This is a genomic window from Massilia sp. BKSP1R2A-1 (assembly GCF_050586525.1).
Taxonomy (GTDB): Bacteria; Pseudomonadota; Gammaproteobacteria; order Burkholderiales; family Burkholderiaceae_D; genus Telluria.
In genome coordinates, this window is the sequence record NZ_JBOBRE010000002.1 from 94,057 (window position 1) to 115,166 (window position 21,110).

Here is a 21,110-nt window from a genome sequence, read left to right on the forward strand (position 1 = left end):
CTTCTTCCTTACATCAGACCGTCGCGCCCTTGCCGTACAGGTTCGCGTACTTCAGGCCGAAGTACAGGATGAAGGCATAGCAGGCGGCCGGCACCAGGAAGGAGGTCTGGACGCTGATGCCGTCCGCGAAGAAGCCCTGCACGAAGGGCACGATGGCGCCGCCGACGATGGCCATGCACAGGATGCCCGATGCCTGGCCGGTGAACTTGCCGAGCTTGAACAGGGCCATGCTGAAGATGGTCGGGAACATGATCGAATTGAACAGGCCCACCGCGATGATCGCCCACATGGCCGCCTGGCCCTGGCCGAAGACGGCGAACAGGATCAGCGCGATCGAGGCAGCCGAATTGAAGGCCAGCGCCTTGCCCGGGCTGACGTAGCGCATGGCGGCGAAGCCGATGAAGCGGCCGATCATGGCGCCGCCCCAGTAGAAGCTGACGTAGTGGGCCGCGTCCGCATGGGACAGGCCGGCGATGCTCGGCTCGGCGAAGAAGTTGATCAGGAAGCTGCCGATGCTCACTTCGGCGCCGACGTAGACGAAGATGCCGATGGCACCCAGCAGCAGGTGGCGGTGGGCCAGCACCGAGCCCTTGGCCTCCTCACCCACGTTCTGCACCGGGTCGTCCGCATGCACGATCTTCGGCAGGCGCACGAGGGCGAACAGCACGGCCAGCACCAGCAGCGCGCCGGCCAGCACCAGGTAAGGACCCTGCACGCTGGCCGCCTGGGCCGCCCGGTAGGCGGCCTGCTCCACGGCCGGCAGCCTGGCCAGTTCTTCCACGCCCATCACGCTGCCGGAGAGGATCAGGATGCCGCCCAGGGCCGGCGCCACGGTCGTGCCCAGGGAATTGAAGGCCTGGGTGAGCGTCAGGCGGCTCGAGGCATTGCGGGCGTCGCCCAGCACCGTCACGAAGGGATTGGCCGCCACCTGCAGGATGGTGATGCCGGCCGCCAACACGAAGAAGCCGAACAGGAACAGCGCATAGCCGCTGTTGGCGGCCGGGTAGAACAGTCCACAGCCGATGGCCGCGACCACCAGGCCGGCGACGGCGCCGTTCTGGTAGCCGATGCGCTTGATGAGCGCGCCGGCCGGCAGCGACACGATGAAGTAGGCGCCGAAGAAGCAGAACTGCACCATCATGGCCTGCACATAGGTCAGGGTGTAGAGCTCCTTCAGGTGCGGAATCAGGACGTCGTTCAGCGCCGTCAGGAGACCCCACATGAAGAACAGGATGGTGATGATGACGAGCGGGCCCGTGGTGCCGGCCTGCGTGGTCGGGTGGGGCAGCGTCGTCGTCGTCGGCTGCGGAATGTTTGCCATGTGAAGTCTCCTGATTATTTATACGTACAGCATGCACATCGCCCCGGCGCGGGCCGGGGCGATGGTCTTGAAGCGAACGATTACTGCGCGATGCCCGCGGGCGGGTTCGGCAGGTCCCTGGCACGGGTGCCCCAGCCGGCGGTATCCGGCTGCGCCGACAGCCCGTACTGCAGGGTGCCGGCCTGTTGCAGCTGCTCCCAGTCCAGCCACACGCGCTGTACCGGCTTGCCGGCATAGTTCACGGACTTGACGAACTGGCGCACGCCCGGCTTGGCGCCCGGCGCCTCGATGCGCAGCACGCCGCCCTTCGGCAGGTCGATCTCGGCCTTGGCAAAGCGCGGCGCATGCAGCAGGAAGCGGCCGCTGCCCGGGGTGTCCGGGTAGATGCCCAGGGCGCTGAACAGGTACCAGGCCGACATGGTGCCGAGGTCGTCGTTGCCGGTCACGCCGCCGGCGCCGTTGGTGAACAGGGTCTCGGCCGCGCGCAGCACCGTGGTGGTCTTCCAGGGCTGGCCCATCAGGGTGTACATCCAGGGCGCATGCAGGTCGGGCTCGTTGTTCGGGTTGTAGCGGAACTGGGCGTAGTAGCTGTACGGACCCACGACCCAGGACTTGCGCACCGCATTCGGGTCGGCCGTGATGGCGTCGATGTCGAAGAACTGGTCGAGGCGGCCCAGGGCCTGTTGGTTGCCGCCCATCGCGGCGGTAAGACCCGGCACGTCCTGCTGCACCAGCCACTGGTACTGCCAGGCGGTGCCTTCATGGAAGCCATGGTCGCCGCGCGGATCGAAGCCGCTGCCGACGTCCGCGAACCAGCTGCCATCTTCCAGGCGTGGACGCGGGAAGCCCTTCTGGCCGGTCGGCGCATCGACCACGCTCGGGTCCCAGATCTTCTTCCAGTTCAGGGCGCGCTGCGACAGGATCTGCGCATCCTTCGTGTGGCCCAGCTTCTTCGCCATTTCGGCGAGCGCGCTGTCGGCCAGGGCGTATTCCAGGGTCGCCGAGGCGCCATGGTGCGGGTCGGTGTCCATGCCCTTCGAGATGAAGCTGCGGTCATACTGGACGAAGCCCTGGCGCAGGTAGCTCGGATTGCCCGAACGGCCCTGCGGGCGGATTGCAAAGGCCGGCACGCCGAAGGCGTTCTCGCGCAGCGCGGCATAGGCTTCCTTCTCGCGGCCCTTCAGGGCGCCGTAGCGCCACAGGTCGACCATGAACGGGGTCACCGGGTCGCCGGTCATGATGTTGGTTTCGAAGTTGGCATAGCCCCAGCGCGGCAGCCAGCCGCCCTGCTCGCGGATCTTCAGCACGGAATTCGCGATGTCGCGTGCGCGCTGCGGGCGCAGCAGGGCGATCAGCTGGTTCTGGGCGCGGTAGGTGTCCCACAGCGAGAAGTACTCGTAGTAGGTCCAGTCCTTGGCAGTATGAATCTTGTCGTCGTAGCCGCGGTAGCGGCCGTCGGCGTCGTTGCCGGTCATCGGCTGCAGCAGGGCGTGGTAGAGCGCGGTGTAGAACACGGTGCGGTCGTCGTTACTGCCGCCCTCGATGCGCACACTGCCCAGTTCGCGCTGCCACTCGGCCTGCGATTTGGCTTTCATCGCTTCAAAAGAGATCGGCTGGCCGTTCACGATGCCGTCGGCCTTCAGGTTGATGCGGGCGCCTTCCGCATCGACGTGCGAGATCGCGCTCACCGCGGTGACGGCCTTGCCGTTCTTGAGGTCGAAGCTCAGCCACACGCCGTGCGGCTTGGCTTCGCCGTTCTGGCTCGGTCCGTCCACGCCGGGCCAGCCGCCGCGGTCGTCCCAGATGCCCTTGGCGACGAAGGGCTGGTCGAACTGGATGCGGAACCAGGTGGTGTACTTGGCGCCGCCGCAGAAGCTCTTGGTGACGATCTGGCCTTCGACGCTGCGGTCGTCGACGATCTTCACCTGGCTGCCGATGACGGAATGGCGCTCGTTGGCCTGGCCCAGGTTGAGCAGCACGTGGCCGGTCGCGGTCTGGTCTGAAAAGGTATAGCGCTCGGCCGCGGCGCGGGTCAGCGCGGTCGATTCGGCGGTGATGCCGCCGTAGCTGGTCAGCTTGACCTTGTAGTAGCCGGCCTGGCCGACTTCGCCGTCATGGGTGTATTCGGCGGCGTACTTCTTGTGGTCGAAGCTGCCCGGCTTGGCTGTATCGAAATCGCCGCCCGGCTTGATGCTGCCGGTCACCGGCAGTACCGACAGCTGGCCGCCCTGCTCCCAGCAGCCGGCGCCGGACACGAAGGAGTGGCCGAAGCCGCGGATACGCTTGTCGCTGTAGCGGTAGCCGGCGTAGTGGTCGGCGATCGGGCTGACCTGGATCTTGCCGAAGGGCGCCGAGGCGCCCGGGAAGGTATTGCCTTCGTCCTGGGTGCCGATGAAGGTGTTCACGGGCGTGGTGTTGGCGGTTGCCGCCGACAGGGGCAGAGGTAGGGCCAGGACCACCAGGGCGAGGCCCAGGGCGGGAGCAAAACGGGTTTGACGCATCACGATACTTCTCCTTCGAGCAGTTCGAACAACTGGTGCATGGCCGCGGGGGTCGGCGGCGTGGCGCCCGCTTGCAGGCAGGCGGCGGAACCGGCAGCCAGCGCGGCGTGCAGGTGGGATTGCAGGCTGCGCGCCGGCTGGCGCGACAGGCTGTGCAAGAGGCCCGCGATGCTGGCGTCGCCGGCGCCGACGGTGTCGACCACGGCAACTTTTGGCGCCATCGCATGGACGCGTTCTTCACCACGGAACAGGCTCGCGCCCTGGCCGCCGCGCGTCAGCAGGAACAGCGCCGCAGGATTCATCGCGCGCAGGCGGGAAAAAGCCACGTCCACGCCCAGGCCCGGGAACAGGCCACGCAGGTCGTCGTCCGACACCTTGATCACGTCGGCGATCGACGCCAGCGCTTCCAGGGTCGGCGTATAGCGCTCGTCCATCAGGTTGCGGTAGTTCGGGTCGTAGCTGATCGACACGCCCTGGGCCTTCAATCGCTGCGCCAGCGCCACCAGCGTGGACGCCAGCGGCTGGCGCGCCAGGCTGATCCCGCCGAAGTGGGCCCATTCCAGAGCCTCGGTCCAGCCGGCCGGGTACTGGCGCGGGTCGAAATGCAGGTCGGCGCTGTCGTCGCCGATGAAGAAGTAGTGTGGCGGCTCGCTCTTCTCGACGATCGCCAGGAGCGGCGAACGCGGCACGCGCTGCAGCAGGCGCAGGTCCAGGCCGACTTCCTCGCTGGCCGCCCACAGGGCGTCGCCGAAGCGGTCCTGGCTGATGGCGCCGGCAAAGGCGGTCTTCTCGCCCAGGCCAGCCAGTGCGCGCGCCACGTTCCAGGTCGAGCCGCCCACGCGGGCGACCCAGGTGTCCTGGCCCTGGTCGATCATGTCGGTGAGCGCCTCGCCGGCGCACAGCATCACGGGAGCGTTGTCCATGTCACGCTTTCGGCAGCACGGCCACGATGTCGTAGACGGCGCCCATGGTGTGGTAGTCGACCTTGCCGGCCGGGCTCTTCTCGTCGCTCAGCTTGCGGTTCTCGCGGTCGAGGATGCGGTACCAGGCGCCGTGCTGGTGGTCGACCATATGGGCCCAGCTGTAGGCCCAGATGCGGTCGTACCATTCCCAGTAGTAGGCATTGCCGGTGCGCTCGGCCAGCATGGCGGCGGCTGCCGCGCTCTCGGCCTGCACCCAGAAGTACTTGTGCCAGTCGCAGATCTCGAGGCTGGGGGCCAGCGAGTAGCACAGGCCGCCGTGTTCCTGGTCCCAGCCCTGCTCCACCGCCACCTTGAACAGGCGCTCGGCGGTCGGCAGCAGCCACGCGAGGTCCTGCTGCAGGACGCCTTTCGCACGGGATTCCAGCAACAGGAGCAGCTTGGCCCACTCGGTGAAGTGGCCCGGCTGGTAGCCCCAGGGGCGGAACAGGTTTTCCGGGTCGTCGATGTTGAACTTCCAGTCCGGCTGCCACTGCTGGTCGTAGTGTTCCCAAATCAGGCCGCCGCAACGCTGGGCCTGGCGCTGGGTGATGTTGTAGGCGACCGTGTAGGCCCGCTCGAGGTAGCGCGCTTCACCGGTGGCCTGGTGGGCCGCCAGCAGGGCTTCGACCGAGTGCATGTTCGCGTTCTGGCCGCGGTAGGTCGACAGCGTGCTCCAGTCCTGGCTCGCTTCGTCCGCATACAGGCCATCGGCGTCAACCCAGAAGCGGCGCTCCATCAGTTCGAAGGCTTCGCCGATCCAGGGACGCGCCTCCTCCACGCCCGCCATGACGGCGTGCGAATAGGCCAGCAGCACGAAGGCTTCGCCGTAGGCGTGCTGGGTGCCGTCTTCGATCCTGCCCCCGTCGAGCATCCAGGCGTAGCCGTCGCCGTCCGGGGCACGATGGGCCTCACGCACGAAACGCACCGCGTGCTTCAGGCCCTCGAGGTAGCCCGGGTCCTGGAAGTGGCGGTAGGCCATCGCATAGGTGAACACGAAACGCGTGCTGCTCACCAGGTGGCGGTGGGTGGCGTCGTAGACCGCGCCGTCGTCCTTGAAGTAGTGGTACATGCCGCCCGCGGGGTCGATCGCGCGCGGATGGTAGAAGCGCATCGTGTGGCGCGCGTGGTCGAGCAGGACGTCCGGGCTGCGGAAGTTCGGGAGAGTGGTCATATTGTCGTGGTTGGGCGGGTGGAGACTAGTCGTCGTAACTGCTCTCGCGCACGATCATCTCGACCGGCACGGTAATCTGGGATGGCTGTTCGTCCGGCTTGTGCAGCAGGAGATCGACCCCGGCCCGGCCCAGCGCTTCCTTGTCGACGCGTACCGTGCTCAATGGGGGAATCGCGGCAGCCGCCGCGGCGATGTCGTCGAAGCCGACGATCGCGATGTCGTAGGGGACCTTCAGGCCTTCGTTCAGGCAGAACTTCATGGCGGCCAGCGCCGTGCTGTCGTTGTAGCAGAACACCGCGTCGGCGCGCTTCGGGAGGCTGAGCAGGCTGCGCATGGCTTCGGCCACCGCCTCGTCGCCCTCGCCCATCGAGGGCACGATGACTTCGAGGTCGGGATCGGCGTGCACCTTGGCGTCGAACAGGGCCTGGCGGAAGCCCCGGTTGCGCTGCTGGATGCTGTAGTGGGCCAGCGAGCCGGAAAGCATGGCGATGCGCTTGCGGCCGGTGCGCAGCAGGTGCTGGGTGGCGAGGTAGCCGCCGCGCAGGTTGTCCGGGTTGACCGAGGTGAAGCCGCGGCGGTGCATGTCGACCAGCACCATGGGCTTGCCGACCTGCTGCAGGGCGGCCAGCACCTCGGGTTCGAAGAAGCCGGCGCAGATGATGGCGTCGGGCTGGTGCAGGCGGATCTGGCCCAGCACCGGCTCGGCCGGGCCGACCGCAATGAAGGACAGGGCCACGCCTTCGCGGCGGCAGGCTTCTTCGGCCCCGTGCAGCACGGGCGAGAAGAAGGGGCTGGAGGCCAGCGTGTTGTGCTGGCTGTGGAGCAGGAAGGCGATGCGGCGGATGCGGCCCTTCTTCAGCTGCGAGAAGTCATAGCCCAGGCGCAGGGCCGCTTCGCGCACCTTGTCGCGGGTGACTTCGGTCATGCCGGCCTGGTTCTTCAGCGCGCGCGAGACCGTCCCGATCGACAGGCCGGTGGTTTCCGCGATGTCGCGCAGGGTTACCTGGCTCATGGCCGCGCCTCCAGGCGCAGGCCATGCAGCGAAATGACGTGCATGAAAGGTCTCCAGTCTTTGTTTTATTAAACGCGTTTCGCAACGCGTCTTCCTGCCGTGGGAGGGCTGCTTCGCGCCCCTCCTTTTCATAGTCGGTTTTTATATCAGCCGCGTTTTGGCAGCGTCAACCGCAGTTGCGTAAAGCACGGCATTTTTAGCGCATTTTTAGTAAACAAACTTTTGTTAATAGGCGGTGTCTTTTGACAGGGTTTGCAGGCGCAAGGCCTTGCGCAAGGCGGCCAGGCCGGCCTTCGAGGACACGCGCAGGCTGACGCGCTCGCCCGGCAGCAGGGTCAGGGCGTTATCCGACACCTCGGCCTCGCCCGCATCGATCCACAGGCCGCGCACCAGGGTCGCCGCCTGCAGCTCGAGCACATACGCACTGCCGTCGCGGCGCCACTGCGCCTGCACGCCCGGCTCCAGCCACGCCATGTCCTTGGCCGCCTTGAAGTACACCACACGGCGCGACGCCGGTTCGCCCTCCGCGCGCAGTTCGAAGACCGCCACGGTGGATGCCGGGTCGGCCCGGCCGAGCAGGTCGGCGTCTACGTAGTCGGCAAGCTTGGTCGCCGACAGCGGCGCCATCTCGACCGGCTTGCGCTCGTCGCGCAGGACCGCGCCGTCGAGGGTCATCACGCGCAGGCGCAGCTCGCCGCGCACGGCCTGGGTACGGTCGTTCAGCAGGTGTACCTGCGTCTGGCCGGCCGCATTGCGCAGCGCGGACACCGCGACCGGCGCGAAGAAGCGGCGCGCGTGGAACTGCAGCGCCTTCCAGCGCCCGAACCAGTCCACGCTCGACCAGGAGGCGCCCGGCCACACGTCATTCAGCTGCCAGTAGAGGGAACCCATGGTGAAGGGACGGCTAGCACGGTGGTGCAGGGCCGCCAGCTCGATGCCCTCGGCCTGCATCACCTGGCTCAGGTAGATGAAGCGGCCGAAATCCTTCGGCTCGCCGAATTCCTCCTTCACGTACTTCATCAAGCGTTCGTTGCCTTTACCCGCCAGGAACTTCTGGTGCGCCTCGATGACCGGGGTCGCCACGCCCTGCTCCGCGCGTTTCGCGAAAGCGTCGACCGTGCGCTGCACCGGCCAGGCCTGCAAGCCGTACTCGGACATGAAGCGCGGCGTGATCTCCAGGTATTTCGTGACCGGATGCGCCGGGTTGCCCCAGACTTCCCAGTAGTGCATGTCGCCGCTGGCCGGCGTGTTGGCCACTTCCGCCAGGTCGTCGCCCGGGGAACTGGACCAGTAGCCGATGCCGCCGCCTTCTTCGGCCACGACCTGGCGCAGATCGCCGCCGAAGAGCTGGACATAGCCCTTCCAGACCTTGTCGGCAAAAGCGGGATCGGCCTTCTTGAGGTCCTTGCCGTGCCCCCAGTACTTCCACGCGATCTCTTCCTCGTTGTTGCCGCACCAGAGGACGACGCTCGGATGGTTGCGCAGGCGCCGCACCTGGTCGCGCGCCTCCGCCACCACGCTGGCGCGGAAACCATCGTCGTAGGCCGGCTGCATGCCGCCGCCGAACATGAAGTCCTGCCAGACCATCAGGCCCAGCTCGTCGGCCAGCTCGAAGAAATCGTCGTTCTCGTAATAGCCGCCGCCCCAGCTGCGCAGCATGTTCATGTTGGCATCGCGCGCCGACTCCAGCACGCGGCGCAGCTGCGCCCTCGTCACTCTTGGCTGGAACATGTCGAAGGGGATGGTGTTCGCGCCCTTGGCGAAGACCGGGATGCCGTTGACGAGGAAGTAGAAACGCTTGCCCTTCTCGTCCGGGTCGCGGCGCAGCACCACGCTGCGCAGGCCGGTGCGCGCGGCCAGTTTCGCCACGGTCGCCTTGCCGTCGACCACCTCGAGCTCGTAGCGGTACAGCGGCTGGGCGCCATAGCCGGTCGGGAACCAGCGCTGGGGCTGATCGATCCGGACCGGCAATTCGATACGGTTGGCGCCCGCACGCAGGTTCGCCCCCTGCTCGGCCGCCAGGGTGCGCTTGCCGCCGGGCGCCGTCTGCCACAGGCGCAGCGACACCGCGCCATTGCGTACCGCATCCAGGCTGGCGATCGCGGCGACGTCGGCGCGCGCCGCGTCCACGTGGTCCTGGCGCAGCTGCAGGTCGTCGATGCGGACCGCATCCCAGCTCTGCAGCACGACAGGCTTGCTGATACCCGCGGTCACGTAGCGCGGCCCCCAGTCCCAGCCATAGTGATAGGCGGGCTTGCGCGCGAAATTCCCCGTCATCGCATCCTTCGGCTCGTCGCCATAGGGGGATGGATAGTTACCGGCGATCTTGTTCGGCATCGCCTGCACCTGCGGCAGCAGGGTCGCGATCGGCGAGCGGAACACGATGCGCAGCTCGTTGGCCTTCGCGCGCAGCCTGCCCTGCACCGGCAAGCGCCAGGTGCGGTGGGCGTTGTCGGCCTTCAGCAGCTGCTCGCCATTGAGCCAGACTTCGGCATAGGTATCGAGGCCCTTGAACACCAGGTCGCTGCGTGCCCGCCCCAGGACCTCGCGCGGCGCATCGAAGCGGGTCCGGTATTCCCAGTCCGCCAGGCCGATCCACTGCAGGCCGGCTTCGGGAGCGCCGACATAGGGGTCGGCGATGACCTTGTGCGCGAACAGGTCGGTATGCACGGTGCCCGGCACGGACGCCGCGCGCCAGGGCGCCGCTTCCGGATGGGCGCCCGCCTGGGCGCTGCCCGGCAGCAGGCGGAAGGTCCAGCCCTTGTCGATGAGGATCTGGCCCGGCGAGGCCGCCATGGCCGAGGCGGTGGCAATGGCCAGCACGGCGCCCAGCAGCAGGCGCGCGACAGGACCCAGCAATGGACGCTTGTTCATGGCGTGTTCGCTTTCCAGTAACGGTCGATCCACTCCTGGTGGGTCGGCATGGTGGACACGGCACGCGCCAGCATCGTGCGGATGCCCTCGACGTGCTCGACGAGCTTTTCTTCCGGCATCTCGTCGACGATGGGGTGGTAGTTCTGCGGAACGATGCGCTGGCCCAGCATCACCTGCACCCAGCTCGGCAGCGCGAAGAAATCCTCGCCGTTGCGGAAGTAGCGCCCGTCGTAGCGGAACAGCTCCATCGCCTCGCGCAGGCTGTCCGGCACCTCCATGGTGCGGCAGTAGTCCCAGAAGGGCGTGTCGTTGCGCTCGGTGGCGTGGTAGTGCAGGATCAGGAAGTCGCGCACGCGCTCGTACTCGAAGGCCGATTCGCGGTTGTAGCGGTCGATCAGCAAGGGGCTCATGTCGCGCGTCGGGAAGAGGCTCAGCAAACGCGTGATGCCCGATTGCGCGAGGTAGATACTGGTCGACTCGAGCGGCTCCAGGAAGCCGCTGGCCAGGCCCAGCGCCACGACGTTCCTGTTCCAGAATTGGTTGCGCATGCCGGTGGTGAAACGCAGCGGGCGCGGATCGGCCAGGGCCTTGCCGTCCAGGTTCGCGAGCAGCGTGCTTGCCGCCTCGTCGTCGCTGATGTACTTGCTCGAATAGACGTAGCCGTTGCCGGTGCGGTGCTGCAGCGGAATGCGCCACTGCCAGCCCGCCGCGCGCGCGGTGGACTTCGTGTACGGCGTGATCGGATCGACCTTCTCGCTGGGCACGGCCATCGCGCGGTCGCAAGGCAGCCAATGCGACCAGTCGACGTAGCCGGTCTTCAGGGTGTCTTCGATGAGCAGCCCGCGGAAGCCCGAGCAGTCGATGAACAGTTCGCCCTCGACGCGCTGGCCATTCTCCAGCACCAGCGACTCGATGAAGCCATCCGACCCGCGCTGCTTGACCTTGACGATCTTGCCTTCGATGCGCTGCACCCCGCGCTCTTCGGCCAGCTCGCGCAGGAAGCGCGCATACAGGGTCGCGTCGAAGTGGTAGGCGTAGGCGATGTCGGCGAGCGGCGAGCCCGGTGGAGCGTTCCGGTCGCCCGGCGCGAACCTGCCTTGCGGCGCCATCACCGTCTGCGCCGAATAGGCGCCGATCGGCGCTGCGCGCCCCTGCTTGTGCAGCTTGAGCCAGAACTGGTGGAAAGGCAGCGGCCCCACGGCGCGGCCGATGGTGCCGAAGCCGTGCAGATAGCTGTCGCCGATCCTGGCCCAGTCATTGAATTCGATGCCCAGCTTGACGGTGGCGTGGGTGCGCTTGACGAAGTCGGCTTCATCGATGCCCAGCCACTGGCTGTTGAACATGCGGATATGGGGGACACTTGCCTCCCCCACGCCGACGATGCCGATTTCCTCGGACTCGACCAGGCGCACGGTGGCGCCCTTGCCGAGATAGGTGACGAGGGCGGCGGCTGCCATCCAGCCGGCGCTGCCGCCACCGACGACCGTGATGGAACGGATGCGGTCCTGCTTTTCCATGCTCGACCCAAACGAAGACGGCCTTGCCGAGGGAACGGCAAAGCCCGGGAAAAAGACTCCCCGGCAGGATGCACCGGGGAGGAAACGGAAACGCTCAGAACTTGTAGTTCAGGCCCACGTAGGCGACACGTCCGGTGTAGCCGTTCGAGTAGAAGCGGTCCTTGGTGTCGTTGCCCAGATAGGCGCGGGTTTCTTCCTTCGTCAGGTTCAGGATCGATGCGGTCAGGCTGAGCTGCTTGGTGAAGTTGTAGGCCGCGTTCAGGTCGATCTGGCTGTACGGCTCTTCATACACGTTCAGGCCGTTGACCAGTCCGTTCACGACCTCGCCGCGGCGGTTGTACGAAGCGCGCAGCAGCATCTTGTCGTTCGAGTAGAACACGGTCAGGTTGGTCTGGTTCTTGGCGCTGCCGACCAGCGGCGACTTGCCGATCTCGGTGCCGTCTTCCAGGGTGATGGCAGCCTGGTTGGTATCGTTGTACGTGTAGTTCAGCTGGAAGCCGATGCCGTTGCTGAAGGTGTGCTGCGTGTACAGCTCGACACCCTGCGACACCGCGTCGCGGCCGCCCGCGCTGGTGGCGTAGTTCTGCACGGTCACGTTCTGGCCGGCGATGCTCAGCTGGATGTCACGGACCACGGGCACCGAGAAGTTCTTCACGTTCTTGCGGAACAGGCCGCCACCCAGCACCGAGCCGCGCTGGAAGTACCACTCCAGGCCCAGGTCATACTGGTCGGCCTGGTACGGTTCCAGGCTCTTGTTGCTGCCCGAACCATACCAGCCCTGCTGGTCGCCGCCACCGATCAGGCGGCGGTCGTTGACGTATTCCTGGCTGAAGTAGCGCAGGCTGCCCGGCGAGCCGATGTCGCCATAGCTCGGACGTGCGATCACCTTCGATGCGGCGGCGCGCAGCAGCAGGGTGTCGCTCAGGTCGTACGCCAGGTTGAAGCTCGGCAGCAGGTCGTTGTAGGTGCGGTCCAGCGCGCTGATCTCGAAGGTCGAGATGTGGCGGGTTGCCGGGTTGGTGTTGCTGTCCGGGAGGACGGTGAAGCCGCTGATGCAACCCGAGCCGCTCGGTGCGCCGGTGGCCGGTGCGCCGCCCGCGAGGCAAGGCGCCGGTTTGCCGTCAGGACCGTTGAAGAAGTAGTCGTTGTAGTAGTCGACCTGGTCCGTCGAATCCGCATGCTGCTTGGTACGGACGTAGCGCAGGCCGACGTTACCGCGCAGGCGCTCGGTCTTGATGTTGGCCTGGAAGTACAGGGCCGAGATCTTCTCGTCGACGTTGTACACGAAGTTGTCTTCGTTACGGGTCTGCATCGCACCGTAGGTGTTGTTCAGGTAGCTGATGTAGGCCGGGAAGTTAATGCCCGGGAAAGCGCTGGCATTGATGGCGCCGACGATGTTCGGCAGCGACTCGCTGTACATGAACTCCGGACGGAACTTGTTGGCGTTGTTGTCGCAGCCGTTCTGGTAGCGGTTGTCGTAGCCGGTCAGGCCCTTGCAGGTCCAGTAGTTGTTGCCGGTGCTGCGGCTGATGCCGCCATCGCGGTACTTGGCGCCGAACTGCACCGAATCCAGCCAGCTGCTGTCGGTGTGCCAGGTGAAGTCGGCCTGGGCGTAGTTCTGCTCGGTGCTGTTCTTGGTCCAGGAAGACGCGGTCGAACCGAGGTCGATCTCGGCGATGCCGTTCTTCAGGTTTTGCATCAGCTGGGGCGAGAAGGTCATGCTCGGGGTACCCGCCAGGCTCCAGGAGGTGGCGGTGTTACCCAGCGACCAGCTGCCGTTGGCGTTCTGCATGCGCGGCTTCATCGGCGCCGAGAACTGCAGTTCCGGGCCGCCCTTGGCCCAGGTACGGCCGCCCTTGAAGGTGGCGTCGATCGACTCGCCCTTCCATTCGACTTCGAGGTCGAAGGCCTGCGACAGCGATTTCTCGCGGTTGTAGCTGCCGGTGATCTGCGGGGTCGGCACGGTGCAGTCGTCAGGGCCCCAGCCGCCCGGCTTCTGGCCGGCAGCGGCCGCCTGGGCCTCGCTGCAATAGTAGGCCTTGCCCGGATGGATGCTGTAGTTGGCGCCGGTGACGATGGTGCCGCTCGGATCGAAGGTGAGGCCGTCGAGCAGGCGGCCGCCGCGCCAGTTGCCGTCGCCGCTGTAGCGCGCGATGTTCCATTCCGGAACTTTGAGGGTATTCGTCTGCGAGTTCTGCTTCAGGTCGAAGCGGAAGTAGTTCGCCGTCATGTTCAGGTTGCGCAGCGGCTTGAACTGCAGGGTCACCTGGCCGCCCTTGCGCTCGCGCTCTTCTTCGCGGACGTTGAAGTTGACCGAGGTCGGCATCATGAAGTTGGTGTAGTACTTGCCGTTCTGGTCATTGAAGCCCGACTCGCCCCACCAGTAGGAATTCAGGCCCGAAGGCTTGCCGTTGACGTCGGTCGCCGGGTGGCCGTCGTAGTCGTCGCCGTACCACTGCCAGTTCTCGGTGGTCGCGCTCATGGTGCGCACGGTGCGCTTCTGCTGGGTGAAGCCGACCAGCACGCCGAAGCGGTTGCTCTTGTCGTGCCAGGCGTACTGGCCGGAGATCTGCGGATCGGTCTTCTTGGTGGTGTCGGCCCAGGTGCCTTCCATGTTGACGAAGCCGCTGCCCGACTCGACGTCCAGCGGACGGCGGGTGCGCAGGATGACGGTGCCGCCGATGCCGCCTTCGTCGAGGCGCGCTTCCGGCGTCTTGTACAGCTCGGCGCTGCCCAGCATGTTCGAGGGCATCAGGGTGTAGTTGAAGGAACGGGTCGGATCGCCGTTCGATTCGGCGGTGGCGATGTAGTTGCCGTTCAGCTGGGTCAGCGTCAGTTCCGAGGACAGGCCGCGCACGCTGACGTTCTTGCCTTCGCCGCCGCTGCGGGTGACGACCACGCCCGGCACGCGCTGCAGCGCGTCCGCGACGTTCTTGTCCGGGAACTTGCCGACGTCTTCGGCAGTGACGACCTCGACGATCGCATTCGCGTCGCGCTTCTGGTCGAGGCTCTTCTCGATCGCGTAGCGGTAGCCGGTCACGACCACGGTGGTCGCCTTGCTGGCGTCCGCCGCCTGGCCGCTTGCGGCCGCATCGGTGGTGGTCTGGGCCTGGGCGCTCATGCTCAAGACCGCCATGGCGACCGCGGAAGCGATCGGCGTGGCGCTCAAACGCACTGCGGGGCGCACGGCGGGGCGCGATGCAAGAACTTTGCTGAACATCATTTCACATCTCCTTATTGTGCCCTGTGGATGGGCTCTTTATCTGTCGGAACCGGGGGACACTCCCAGCTCGCGGCACACTTGGACCGGCGCCAGCAGGTGCGTTTGGCATCATTTACTAAACGGTGATGCTGGTAGCTCTGCGTCTCTGGGTATGGCACTTCGGTTGTGGCAGTTATACAAAGTTGGTTTGAGGAACTCAACTGAGTTTCAAAAAAGCTGCGCAGTTTAGCCGCGTTTTCCTAAACATGTTTGTGGCAGTTTTGCCACAGTTTCCCGTGTTTACATAGGGAAGATGGAGGCATGACATGGGCCGGTCATTTGTCACGCATAAGAGGCGGCAAATGCCGGGGCGTTGTGTCCGGCCTGCATGGATCTCCGGCAGGCAATCCCCGGTCTGCCGCATCGCAAGCGCGAACGGCGCGACCGTCTTCCGGCGGCGCCAAGCGGCGCATTGTCTGATCCAGCGTAGAAGCGTCCGCCAAGGGCGCGACTACCGTAGCGCTTGCACCTCTGCCGATCCCGTCGGGGAACGGCGGCGAGGTGTCCGATCTGGAAAGGAGCAAGCCATGGCAAGTTTCGGAATCGAGGCGATCCGCTACTTCAGTCATGCCCGCGCCGCAGGCGTGAGCACGGCTGGAGACCTCAGCTTTACCTTCAACCGAAGTAACGGCTTCGACGCAAAACTGCGCGCGGCCGGACACACCCGCGCTTTCTACTGGGCCAATACCGACTGCTGGGAAACCGACATCCGCGACAGCGACCAGGGCGGCGGCGACCGCAACTGGGTCGACAACGTCGACCTGTTCTGGATCGAGACCCACGGCGGCCACGAAGAGGACGGGCGCGCACGCTTGCTGTACGACACGCCGCACAGCGAGTGGCGCACCTATTCGAACCGCTGGCAACTGGGCGAGGACTGGAACAGCGAATGGGTGATGGCCTACTCCTGCGAGACCGTCCGGCGCGAGCGCGTCACCGGCCTGTGGAACATCTTCGCGCGCATGCATATCTACTGCGGCGCCTGGGAAACCATGTGGGACGGGATCACCACCGACGAATGCGGCGAGGACGTGGCCGACAATCTCGTCGATGGCGACACCGTGCACGCGGCCTGGCACAACGGCGTGTCCGACTGGTGGGTCGACAACCATCCGATCACCGTCTGCGTGGGCGACGCCGCCACATGGAACAACGGGAACATCCGCTGGGACCGCTCCTACCTGAACCGCGACCATCTCTGGGGACACGGCAACGTCGATGCCGACCTGGCGCCGGCCCAGCAGGCCTGCATCCTGTGGTACTGGACGGAGGGCTGAGCCATGAACATGCTAGCGATGAACGAACAAGCCTTGATCGACAGCCTGGCCGCCTCCTGCGCGGACAAGGTGCCGGGCCGCGCCGACGTGCTGGTGCTGCGCGGCCTGAGCCAGGACGAAGCACGCACCCGCGCCAACCGTTTCGTCTCCCTGCTGAGGGAAAGCGACGCCTGCTCGCGCGACCACGCGAATTTCGTCACCGGCGCCGAACGCACCGTGGTGCGCTTGACCGGCGGCGCGCGCGCTACCCTCCACCACGCCTCGGGCGCGCTGCAGTTCAGCTCCGGCCTGGCGCCGCTGGAAGGCGCATTCGCACGCGTCGCGGAACGCGAGGTGCTGACCCGCCAGCTGCAGGCCCTGGCCCAGCAGCTCAAGCTGCGCGAATGGGCGGGCGACGGCGACACCCTCGACTTCGAGCGCCTCTGGCTGTCGAAGGCCCAGGGCGCCGACCGCGAGCAGCGCCTGTCCGAGCCGGTGCTGCTGCGCGCCACCGGCGCCTGGCGCCATGCCATCGACGGCGTCCTGGTGCTGGGCGCGGCCTCGGTGGCCCTCACGCTGGCGGGCGAAGGTGCGATCGACGCGCTGTCGATCCGGATCCGCCCCGGCGTCGCCGAGACGCTGGACAGCACCGTGGTGCTGGCGCCGGAGGACGGGGCACGGGAGATCGCGCGCAGGCTGGCCAGCATACTGGGCAACGCCAGGGAAAGGCTGCCGGCGGACGCCATCCACGTCCATCCCATGCGCTTCGGCTACCTCGACCTCGGCAAGCGCAAGGCCCAGCGGGTGCTGGCGCCCGTGTACGTGGCCCAGGTCGAGATCCGCCACAAGCTCGAGCGGCAGGGCTATGTGTTCGCCGTGCCGGCCACCGAACGCGTCTACCAGGAACTGCCGCTGTTCGGCACTGACCAGCTGGCGGCACGCGCACGCCTCGACGCCGGCGGGCACTGTCGCGATGAGCTGCGCTAGCCTGCCCTGCTGTTTTCCTGCGCCAGCAACTGCCGGATCTCCGGCAGGCAGGAACCGCAGTTGCCGCCCGCGCGCAGGCAGGCGGTGACGGCGCAGGCATCCTCCAGCTTGTGCTGCACGATGGCGCTGCGGATGGTATTGCGGCCGACGCCGAAGCAGGCGCAGACCGTCGGTCCGGGATCGCTGCCCTGGACCGCGGCGCGCCCGGCCAGCAGGGTGGCGCGGTCGCGGGCGGACAGTTCGCCCTGGGTGAACAGACCGCCCAGCCAGCTGCGTGCCGGGAGGTCCGGCCTGCGCGAGACGAACAGGCAGGCCTGCAGGCGGCCGTCGACCAGCAGGGCGCAGCGCAGCATGCCGTCGGTGCGGTCCTCGTAGTCGATCCAGTCCGCATCGGCTCCCGCGCCCAGCAGCGTCCTCGCCCACTCCGGCGAGACGGCTTCGCGGCCGCCCAGTTCGTAGCGCAGGAAACCGCTGCCGCAGATCCGCGTCCAGTTGGCGACGCGCGCCAGGTCGAGCGGCGCGCGGCTGAGGATGAAGCCGTGCCAGGCCACGGCGAAAGGTTCGACCCGCACCGGCGTGTGCTTGAATTCCGGCTCGCCCGAGACGGGATCGACGGCGGGATTGACCACCGCCCCCACCCGCGCGTCGGAGGCGTTCTGGCCGGTCCAGTGGATCGGAACGTAGGCGCTGCCGCGGGCGATGCCGCCGCCGTGGCTGACCCGCGCCACCAGCGTGCCCCAGCGGCTGCTCACGCGCGCCAGCTCCCCCTCGCACACGCCGGCCAGCAGCGCGTCGTGCGGGTGCATGTCGACGAAAGGCTCGGGCGCGTGGCCGGCCAGGCGGGGCGACTTGCCGGTGCGCGTCATGGTGTGCCACTGGTCGCGCAGGCGGCCGGTATTCAGGATCAAGGGATACTCTGCGCCGGCCGCATTGGCCGGCAGGCGCGGGCTGGTGGCGATGAAGCGCGCCTTGCCGTCGCCGTGGGCAAAACGGCCGTCGGCGAACAGCCTCGCCGTGCCCTCGCCGCTTGCCGGCACCGGCCACTGGATCGGCGCGAGGGCGTCGTAGGCCGCGCGGTCCAGGCCTGCCAGGCCATCGATGCGGAAGGCGCGCGGCAGCCCGGCAGCGTCGTTGCGCCAGCCGGACAGGCGCGCATGCTCGTCGAAGATGGCGTGGGTGTCCGGGTAATCGAATCCGCGGTAGCCCATGCGCCGGGCCACCTCGCACAGCGCCCACCAGTCGGCGCGCGCCTCGCCCGGCGCCGGCAGGAAGGCGCGCTGGCGCGAGATGCAGCGTTCCGAATTGGTGACCGTGCCGTCCTTCTCGCCCCAGCCCAGGGCCGGCAGCAGCACATCGGCCAGTTCGGCGGTGTCGGTGGCGGCGGTCATGTCCGACACCACCACCAGCTCGCAGCGCGCGAGCGCACGCCGCACCTGGTCGGCGTCGGGCAGGCTGACCACCGGATTGGTGGCCATGATCCAGACCGCCTTGACCTTGCCCTCCTCGATGGCGCGGAACAGGTCGACCGCCTTCAGGCCGGGTTTCGCGGCGATCCGCGGCGCATCCCAGAACGCGCGCACCAGCTCGCGGTGCGCGCTCCGGTCGAGTTCGAGGTGGCTGGCGAGCATGTTCGCCAGGCCACCGACTTCACGCCCGCCCATGGCATTGGGCTGGCCTGTCAGCGAGAACGGGCCCATGCCCGGCCTGCCGATGCGGCCCGTGAGCAGGTGGCAGTTGATGATGGCGTTGACCTTGTCGGTCCCGCTGGAGGACTGGTTCACGCCTTGCGAATAGGCAGTGACGACCTTGCCCGTCGCGGCGAAGGCCTCGTAGAACTCGGCCACGAGGCGCGCATCGATGCCGCAGTGGCGCGCCACGCATTCGATGCTCTCGCACTCTCCGGCTGCCGCCAGGGCGGCCTCCGATCCTTGCGTGTGCGCCGCCACGAAATCCGCGTCAAAGGCGCCGGTTTGCGCCAGGTAGGCCAGCAGGCCGTTGAACAGCCAGACATCGCTGCCGGCCTTGATGGGCAGGTGCAGGTCGGCCAGCTCGCAGGTGGCCGTGCGGCGTGGGTCGATGGCGACGATGCGCAGGCCAGGGCGTGCTTCCCGCGCCTTGAGGATGCGTTGGAACAGGGTCGGGTGGCACCAGGCCGTGTTCGAGCCGACCAGCACGATCAGGTCGGCCAGCTCGAAGTCCTCGTAGCAGCCGGGCACCAGGTCTTCGCCGAAGGCGCGCTTGTGGCCGGCGACGCTCGACGACATGCACAGGCGCGAATTGGTGTCGATGTTGGCGCTGCCGACAAAACCCTTCATGAACTTGTTGGCGACGTAGTAATCCTCGGTGAGCAGCTGGCCGGAGACGTAGAGCGCCACCGCGTCCGGGCCGTGTTCGGCGACGATGGAAGCGAAGGTCGACGCGACCTTGCCGAGCGCCTCGTCCCAGCCTGCCGTGCGCAGCCTGCCCTCTTCGCGGATCGCGGGCGCCAGCAGGCGTCCGTCCAGGCCGAGGGTCTCGCCCAGCGCCGAGCCCTTGACGCACAGGCGCCCCCGGCTCGCCATGTGCTCCGGGTCGCCCTCGATCAGGGCGCCGTCCGGCGTGAAGCTGGCCTTGACCCCGCAACCCACGCCGCAATAGGGGCAGGTGGTGCGCACCGCCGCGGCGATGGGAATGATGGGCGCCCCCATCACGCCGCCTCGCACAGGGCCGGGCCGAACAGCAACCGGTCGCGGATGGCGGAGATGTCGGCGCCGCTCTGGATCAGGTCGAAATACCAGGGCCCGTCCGCCACGTCGCCGTACAGGACGGCGCCGGCGACGCGGTTCCCGGCCAGCACCAGGCGCTTGTACACGCCGGCATGGCGGTCGCGCAGCACCAGGTCTTCGCTGCCCTCCAGCCCATTGAAGTCGCCGGCCGAATACAGGTCGATGCCGGTGACCTTCAGCTTGGTGGCGGTCGCCTGCTGCACGTAGCGGCGGTGGCCCCGGCCGGCCAGGTGGGCCGCGCAGACGCGCGCCTGCTCCCAGATCGGCGCCACCAGGCCGAAGGTCGCCTTGCGGTGCTGGACGCATTCGCCCACCGCGTACACGCGCGGGTCATAGGTCTGCAGGGTGTCGTCGACGACGATGGCGCGCTCGCAGTACAGGCCTGCCTCGCGCGCCAGGGCGATGTTCGGCCGCACGCCGGCCGCCATGACGACCAGGTCGGCCGGCACTTCGAGACCGTCGGCGAAGCGCACCGCTTCCACCTTGTCGTCGCCGAGGATGCTTTCCGTCTGCGCGCCCAGCAGGATGCGCAGGCCGCGCCGCTCCAGCGCTGCCTTGAGCAGCAGCGCGGCCTGCGGGTCGAGCTGCTGGTTCATCAGGCTGTCGGTCAGGTGGACGACCGTCACCGCCATGCCGCGCCGCAGCAGGCCGTTCGCCGCCTCCAGCCCAAGCAGGCCGCCGCCGATGACGACCGCGTGGCCGCCGCGACCGGCTGCCGCCAGCATGGTGTCGACGTCGTCGAGGTCGCGGAAACCGATCACCCCGGCCAGCTTCGACCCCGGCACCGGGACGATGAAAGGGCTGGAGCCGGTCGCCAGCAGCAGGCGGTCGTAGCCCACTTCCAGCCCCGATCGCGCACGCACCACGCGGCGGCGGCGGTCGATCGCCACCACGGGATCGCCCGCATGCAGGGTGATGCCGTGTTCCTCGTACCAGGCGCGCGGGTGCAGCACGATGTCTTCCGGCTGCTTCTCGCCCGCCAGCACGGGAGACAGCAGGATGCGGTTGTAGTTCACGCGGGGTTCGGCGCCGAACACGGTGATGTCGTACATGCCGGCGTCGAGCTTGAGCAGCTCTTCGACGGTGCGCATGCCGGCCATGCCGTTGCCGACCACGACCAGCCGCTGTTTCACGGGGCGATCCATACCTTGCCTCCTTCCACGCGGGCCGGGTAGCTGGCCACCGAATGCTCGGGGGCTTCCAGGCATTCGCCGCTGTGCAGGTCGAAGTGCTGCTTGTAGATGGGCGACGCGACCACGATGCGCTCGCCGATGCTGCCGACCAGGCCGCGCGACAGGACGGCCGCTCCGGCGTTGGGGTCGAAGTTGTCGATGGCGAACACGCGCGGCTCTTCCACGCCAACGCGGAAGATGGCCACCTGGCGGTCGTTCAGCAGCGCGCAGACGCCGGTGTCGGGTACGATCTCGTCGATGGCGCAGACGGCGGTCCAGTGTTGAAGTTGCAGGTCTCGTTGCATGATGG

13 protein-coding genes are annotated in these 21,110 nt (G+C 67.3%); 2 read left to right on the forward strand and 11 right to left on the reverse strand.

Annotated elements, in window-relative coordinates; all coding sequences use genetic code 11:
- Window positions 1-13: 13 nt before the first annotated feature.
- From ACQ7JA_RS03755 to ACQ7JA_RS03790, 8 genes are all read right to left on the reverse strand, one after another.
- Window positions 14-1,321 (reverse strand): sugar MFS transporter, encoded by a 1,308-nt coding sequence (locus tag ACQ7JA_RS03755; protein WP_430894650.1) that lies wholly within the window; start codon window positions 1,319-1,321, stop codon window positions 14-16.
- A gap of 80 nt (window positions 1,322-1,401) precedes the next feature.
- A complete protein-coding gene (locus ACQ7JA_RS03760; protein WP_430895395.1) occupies window positions 1,402-3,822 on the reverse strand; it encodes a GH92 family glycosyl hydrolase in 2,421 nt (806 codons plus the stop codon).
- Complete coding sequence (locus tag ACQ7JA_RS03765) at window positions 3,822-4,745, reverse strand: carbohydrate kinase family protein (RefSeq protein WP_430894652.1); 924 nt, start codon at window positions 4,743-4,745, stop codon at window positions 3,822-3,824. The genes ACQ7JA_RS03760 and ACQ7JA_RS03765 overlap by 1 nt, the downstream gene beginning before the upstream one ends.
- Window position 4,746: 1 nt before the next feature.
- The gene (locus tag ACQ7JA_RS03770; RefSeq protein WP_430894654.1) at window positions 4,747-5,955 is read right to left on the reverse strand and encodes an AGE family epimerase/isomerase; all 1,209 of its coding nucleotides are present in this window, start codon (window positions 5,953-5,955) and stop codon (window positions 4,747-4,749) included.
- Between the two features lie 25 nt (window positions 5,956-5,980).
- The gene (locus tag ACQ7JA_RS03775; RefSeq protein ID WP_430894656.1) at window positions 5,981-6,967 is read right to left on the reverse strand and encodes a LacI family DNA-binding transcriptional regulator; all 987 of its coding nucleotides are present in this window, start codon (window positions 6,965-6,967) and stop codon (window positions 5,981-5,983) included.
- A gap of 225 nt (window positions 6,968-7,192) precedes the next feature.
- Window positions 7,193-9,841, reverse strand: a complete 2,649-nt coding sequence (locus tag ACQ7JA_RS03780) for a beta-mannosidase (protein WP_430894658.1) — start codon at window positions 9,839-9,841, stop codon at window positions 7,193-7,195.
- The gene (locus ACQ7JA_RS03785) at window positions 9,838-11,358 is read right to left on the reverse strand and encodes a tryptophan halogenase family protein (RefSeq protein ID WP_430894660.1); all 1,521 of its coding nucleotides are present in this window, start codon (window positions 11,356-11,358) and stop codon (window positions 9,838-9,840) included. Before ACQ7JA_RS03785 ends, ACQ7JA_RS03780 begins: the two co-directional genes overlap by 4 nt.
- Window positions 11,359-11,452: 94 nt before the next feature.
- Window positions 11,453-14,581, reverse strand: a complete 3,129-nt coding sequence (locus ACQ7JA_RS03790) for a TonB-dependent receptor (RefSeq protein ID WP_430894662.1) — start codon at window positions 14,579-14,581, stop codon at window positions 11,453-11,455.
- Between the two features lie 566 nt (window positions 14,582-15,147).
- On the opposite strand from ACQ7JA_RS03790, the gene ACQ7JA_RS03795 reads away from it, so the two are divergent.
- Window positions 15,148-15,897, forward strand: a complete 750-nt coding sequence (locus tag ACQ7JA_RS03795; RefSeq protein ID WP_430894664.1) for a DUF6345 domain-containing protein — start codon at window positions 15,148-15,150, stop codon at window positions 15,895-15,897.
- 3 nt (window positions 15,898-15,900) lie between these two features.
- Window positions 15,901-16,863 carry a hypothetical protein gene (locus ACQ7JA_RS03800; protein WP_430894666.1) on the forward strand — a complete coding sequence of 321 codons (963 nt, stop codon included), beginning with the start codon at window positions 15,901-15,903 and terminating at the stop codon, window positions 16,861-16,863.
- Here the strand turns inward: ACQ7JA_RS03800 and ACQ7JA_RS03805 are convergent.
- From ACQ7JA_RS03805 to nirD, 3 genes are read right to left on the reverse strand one after another with little or no spacing between them, the layout of a single operon-like run.
- Window positions 16,860-19,550 (reverse strand): molybdopterin-dependent oxidoreductase, encoded by a 2,691-nt coding sequence (locus ACQ7JA_RS03805; RefSeq protein WP_430894668.1) that lies wholly within the window; start codon window positions 19,548-19,550, stop codon window positions 16,860-16,862. The two genes, ACQ7JA_RS03800 and ACQ7JA_RS03805, sit on opposite strands and share 4 nt — an antisense overlap.
- Complete coding sequence (locus ACQ7JA_RS03810) at window positions 19,550-20,773, reverse strand: NAD(P)/FAD-dependent oxidoreductase (protein WP_430894670.1); 1,224 nt, start codon at window positions 20,771-20,773, stop codon at window positions 19,550-19,552. Before ACQ7JA_RS03810 ends, ACQ7JA_RS03805 begins: the two co-directional genes overlap by 1 nt.
- Window positions 20,758-21,105 (reverse strand): nitrite reductase small subunit NirD, encoded by a 348-nt coding sequence (gene nirD, locus ACQ7JA_RS03815; RefSeq protein WP_430894672.1) that lies wholly within the window; start codon window positions 21,103-21,105, stop codon window positions 20,758-20,760. The genes ACQ7JA_RS03810 and nirD overlap by 16 nt, the downstream gene beginning before the upstream one ends.
- Window positions 21,106-21,110: the final 5 nt, after the last annotated feature.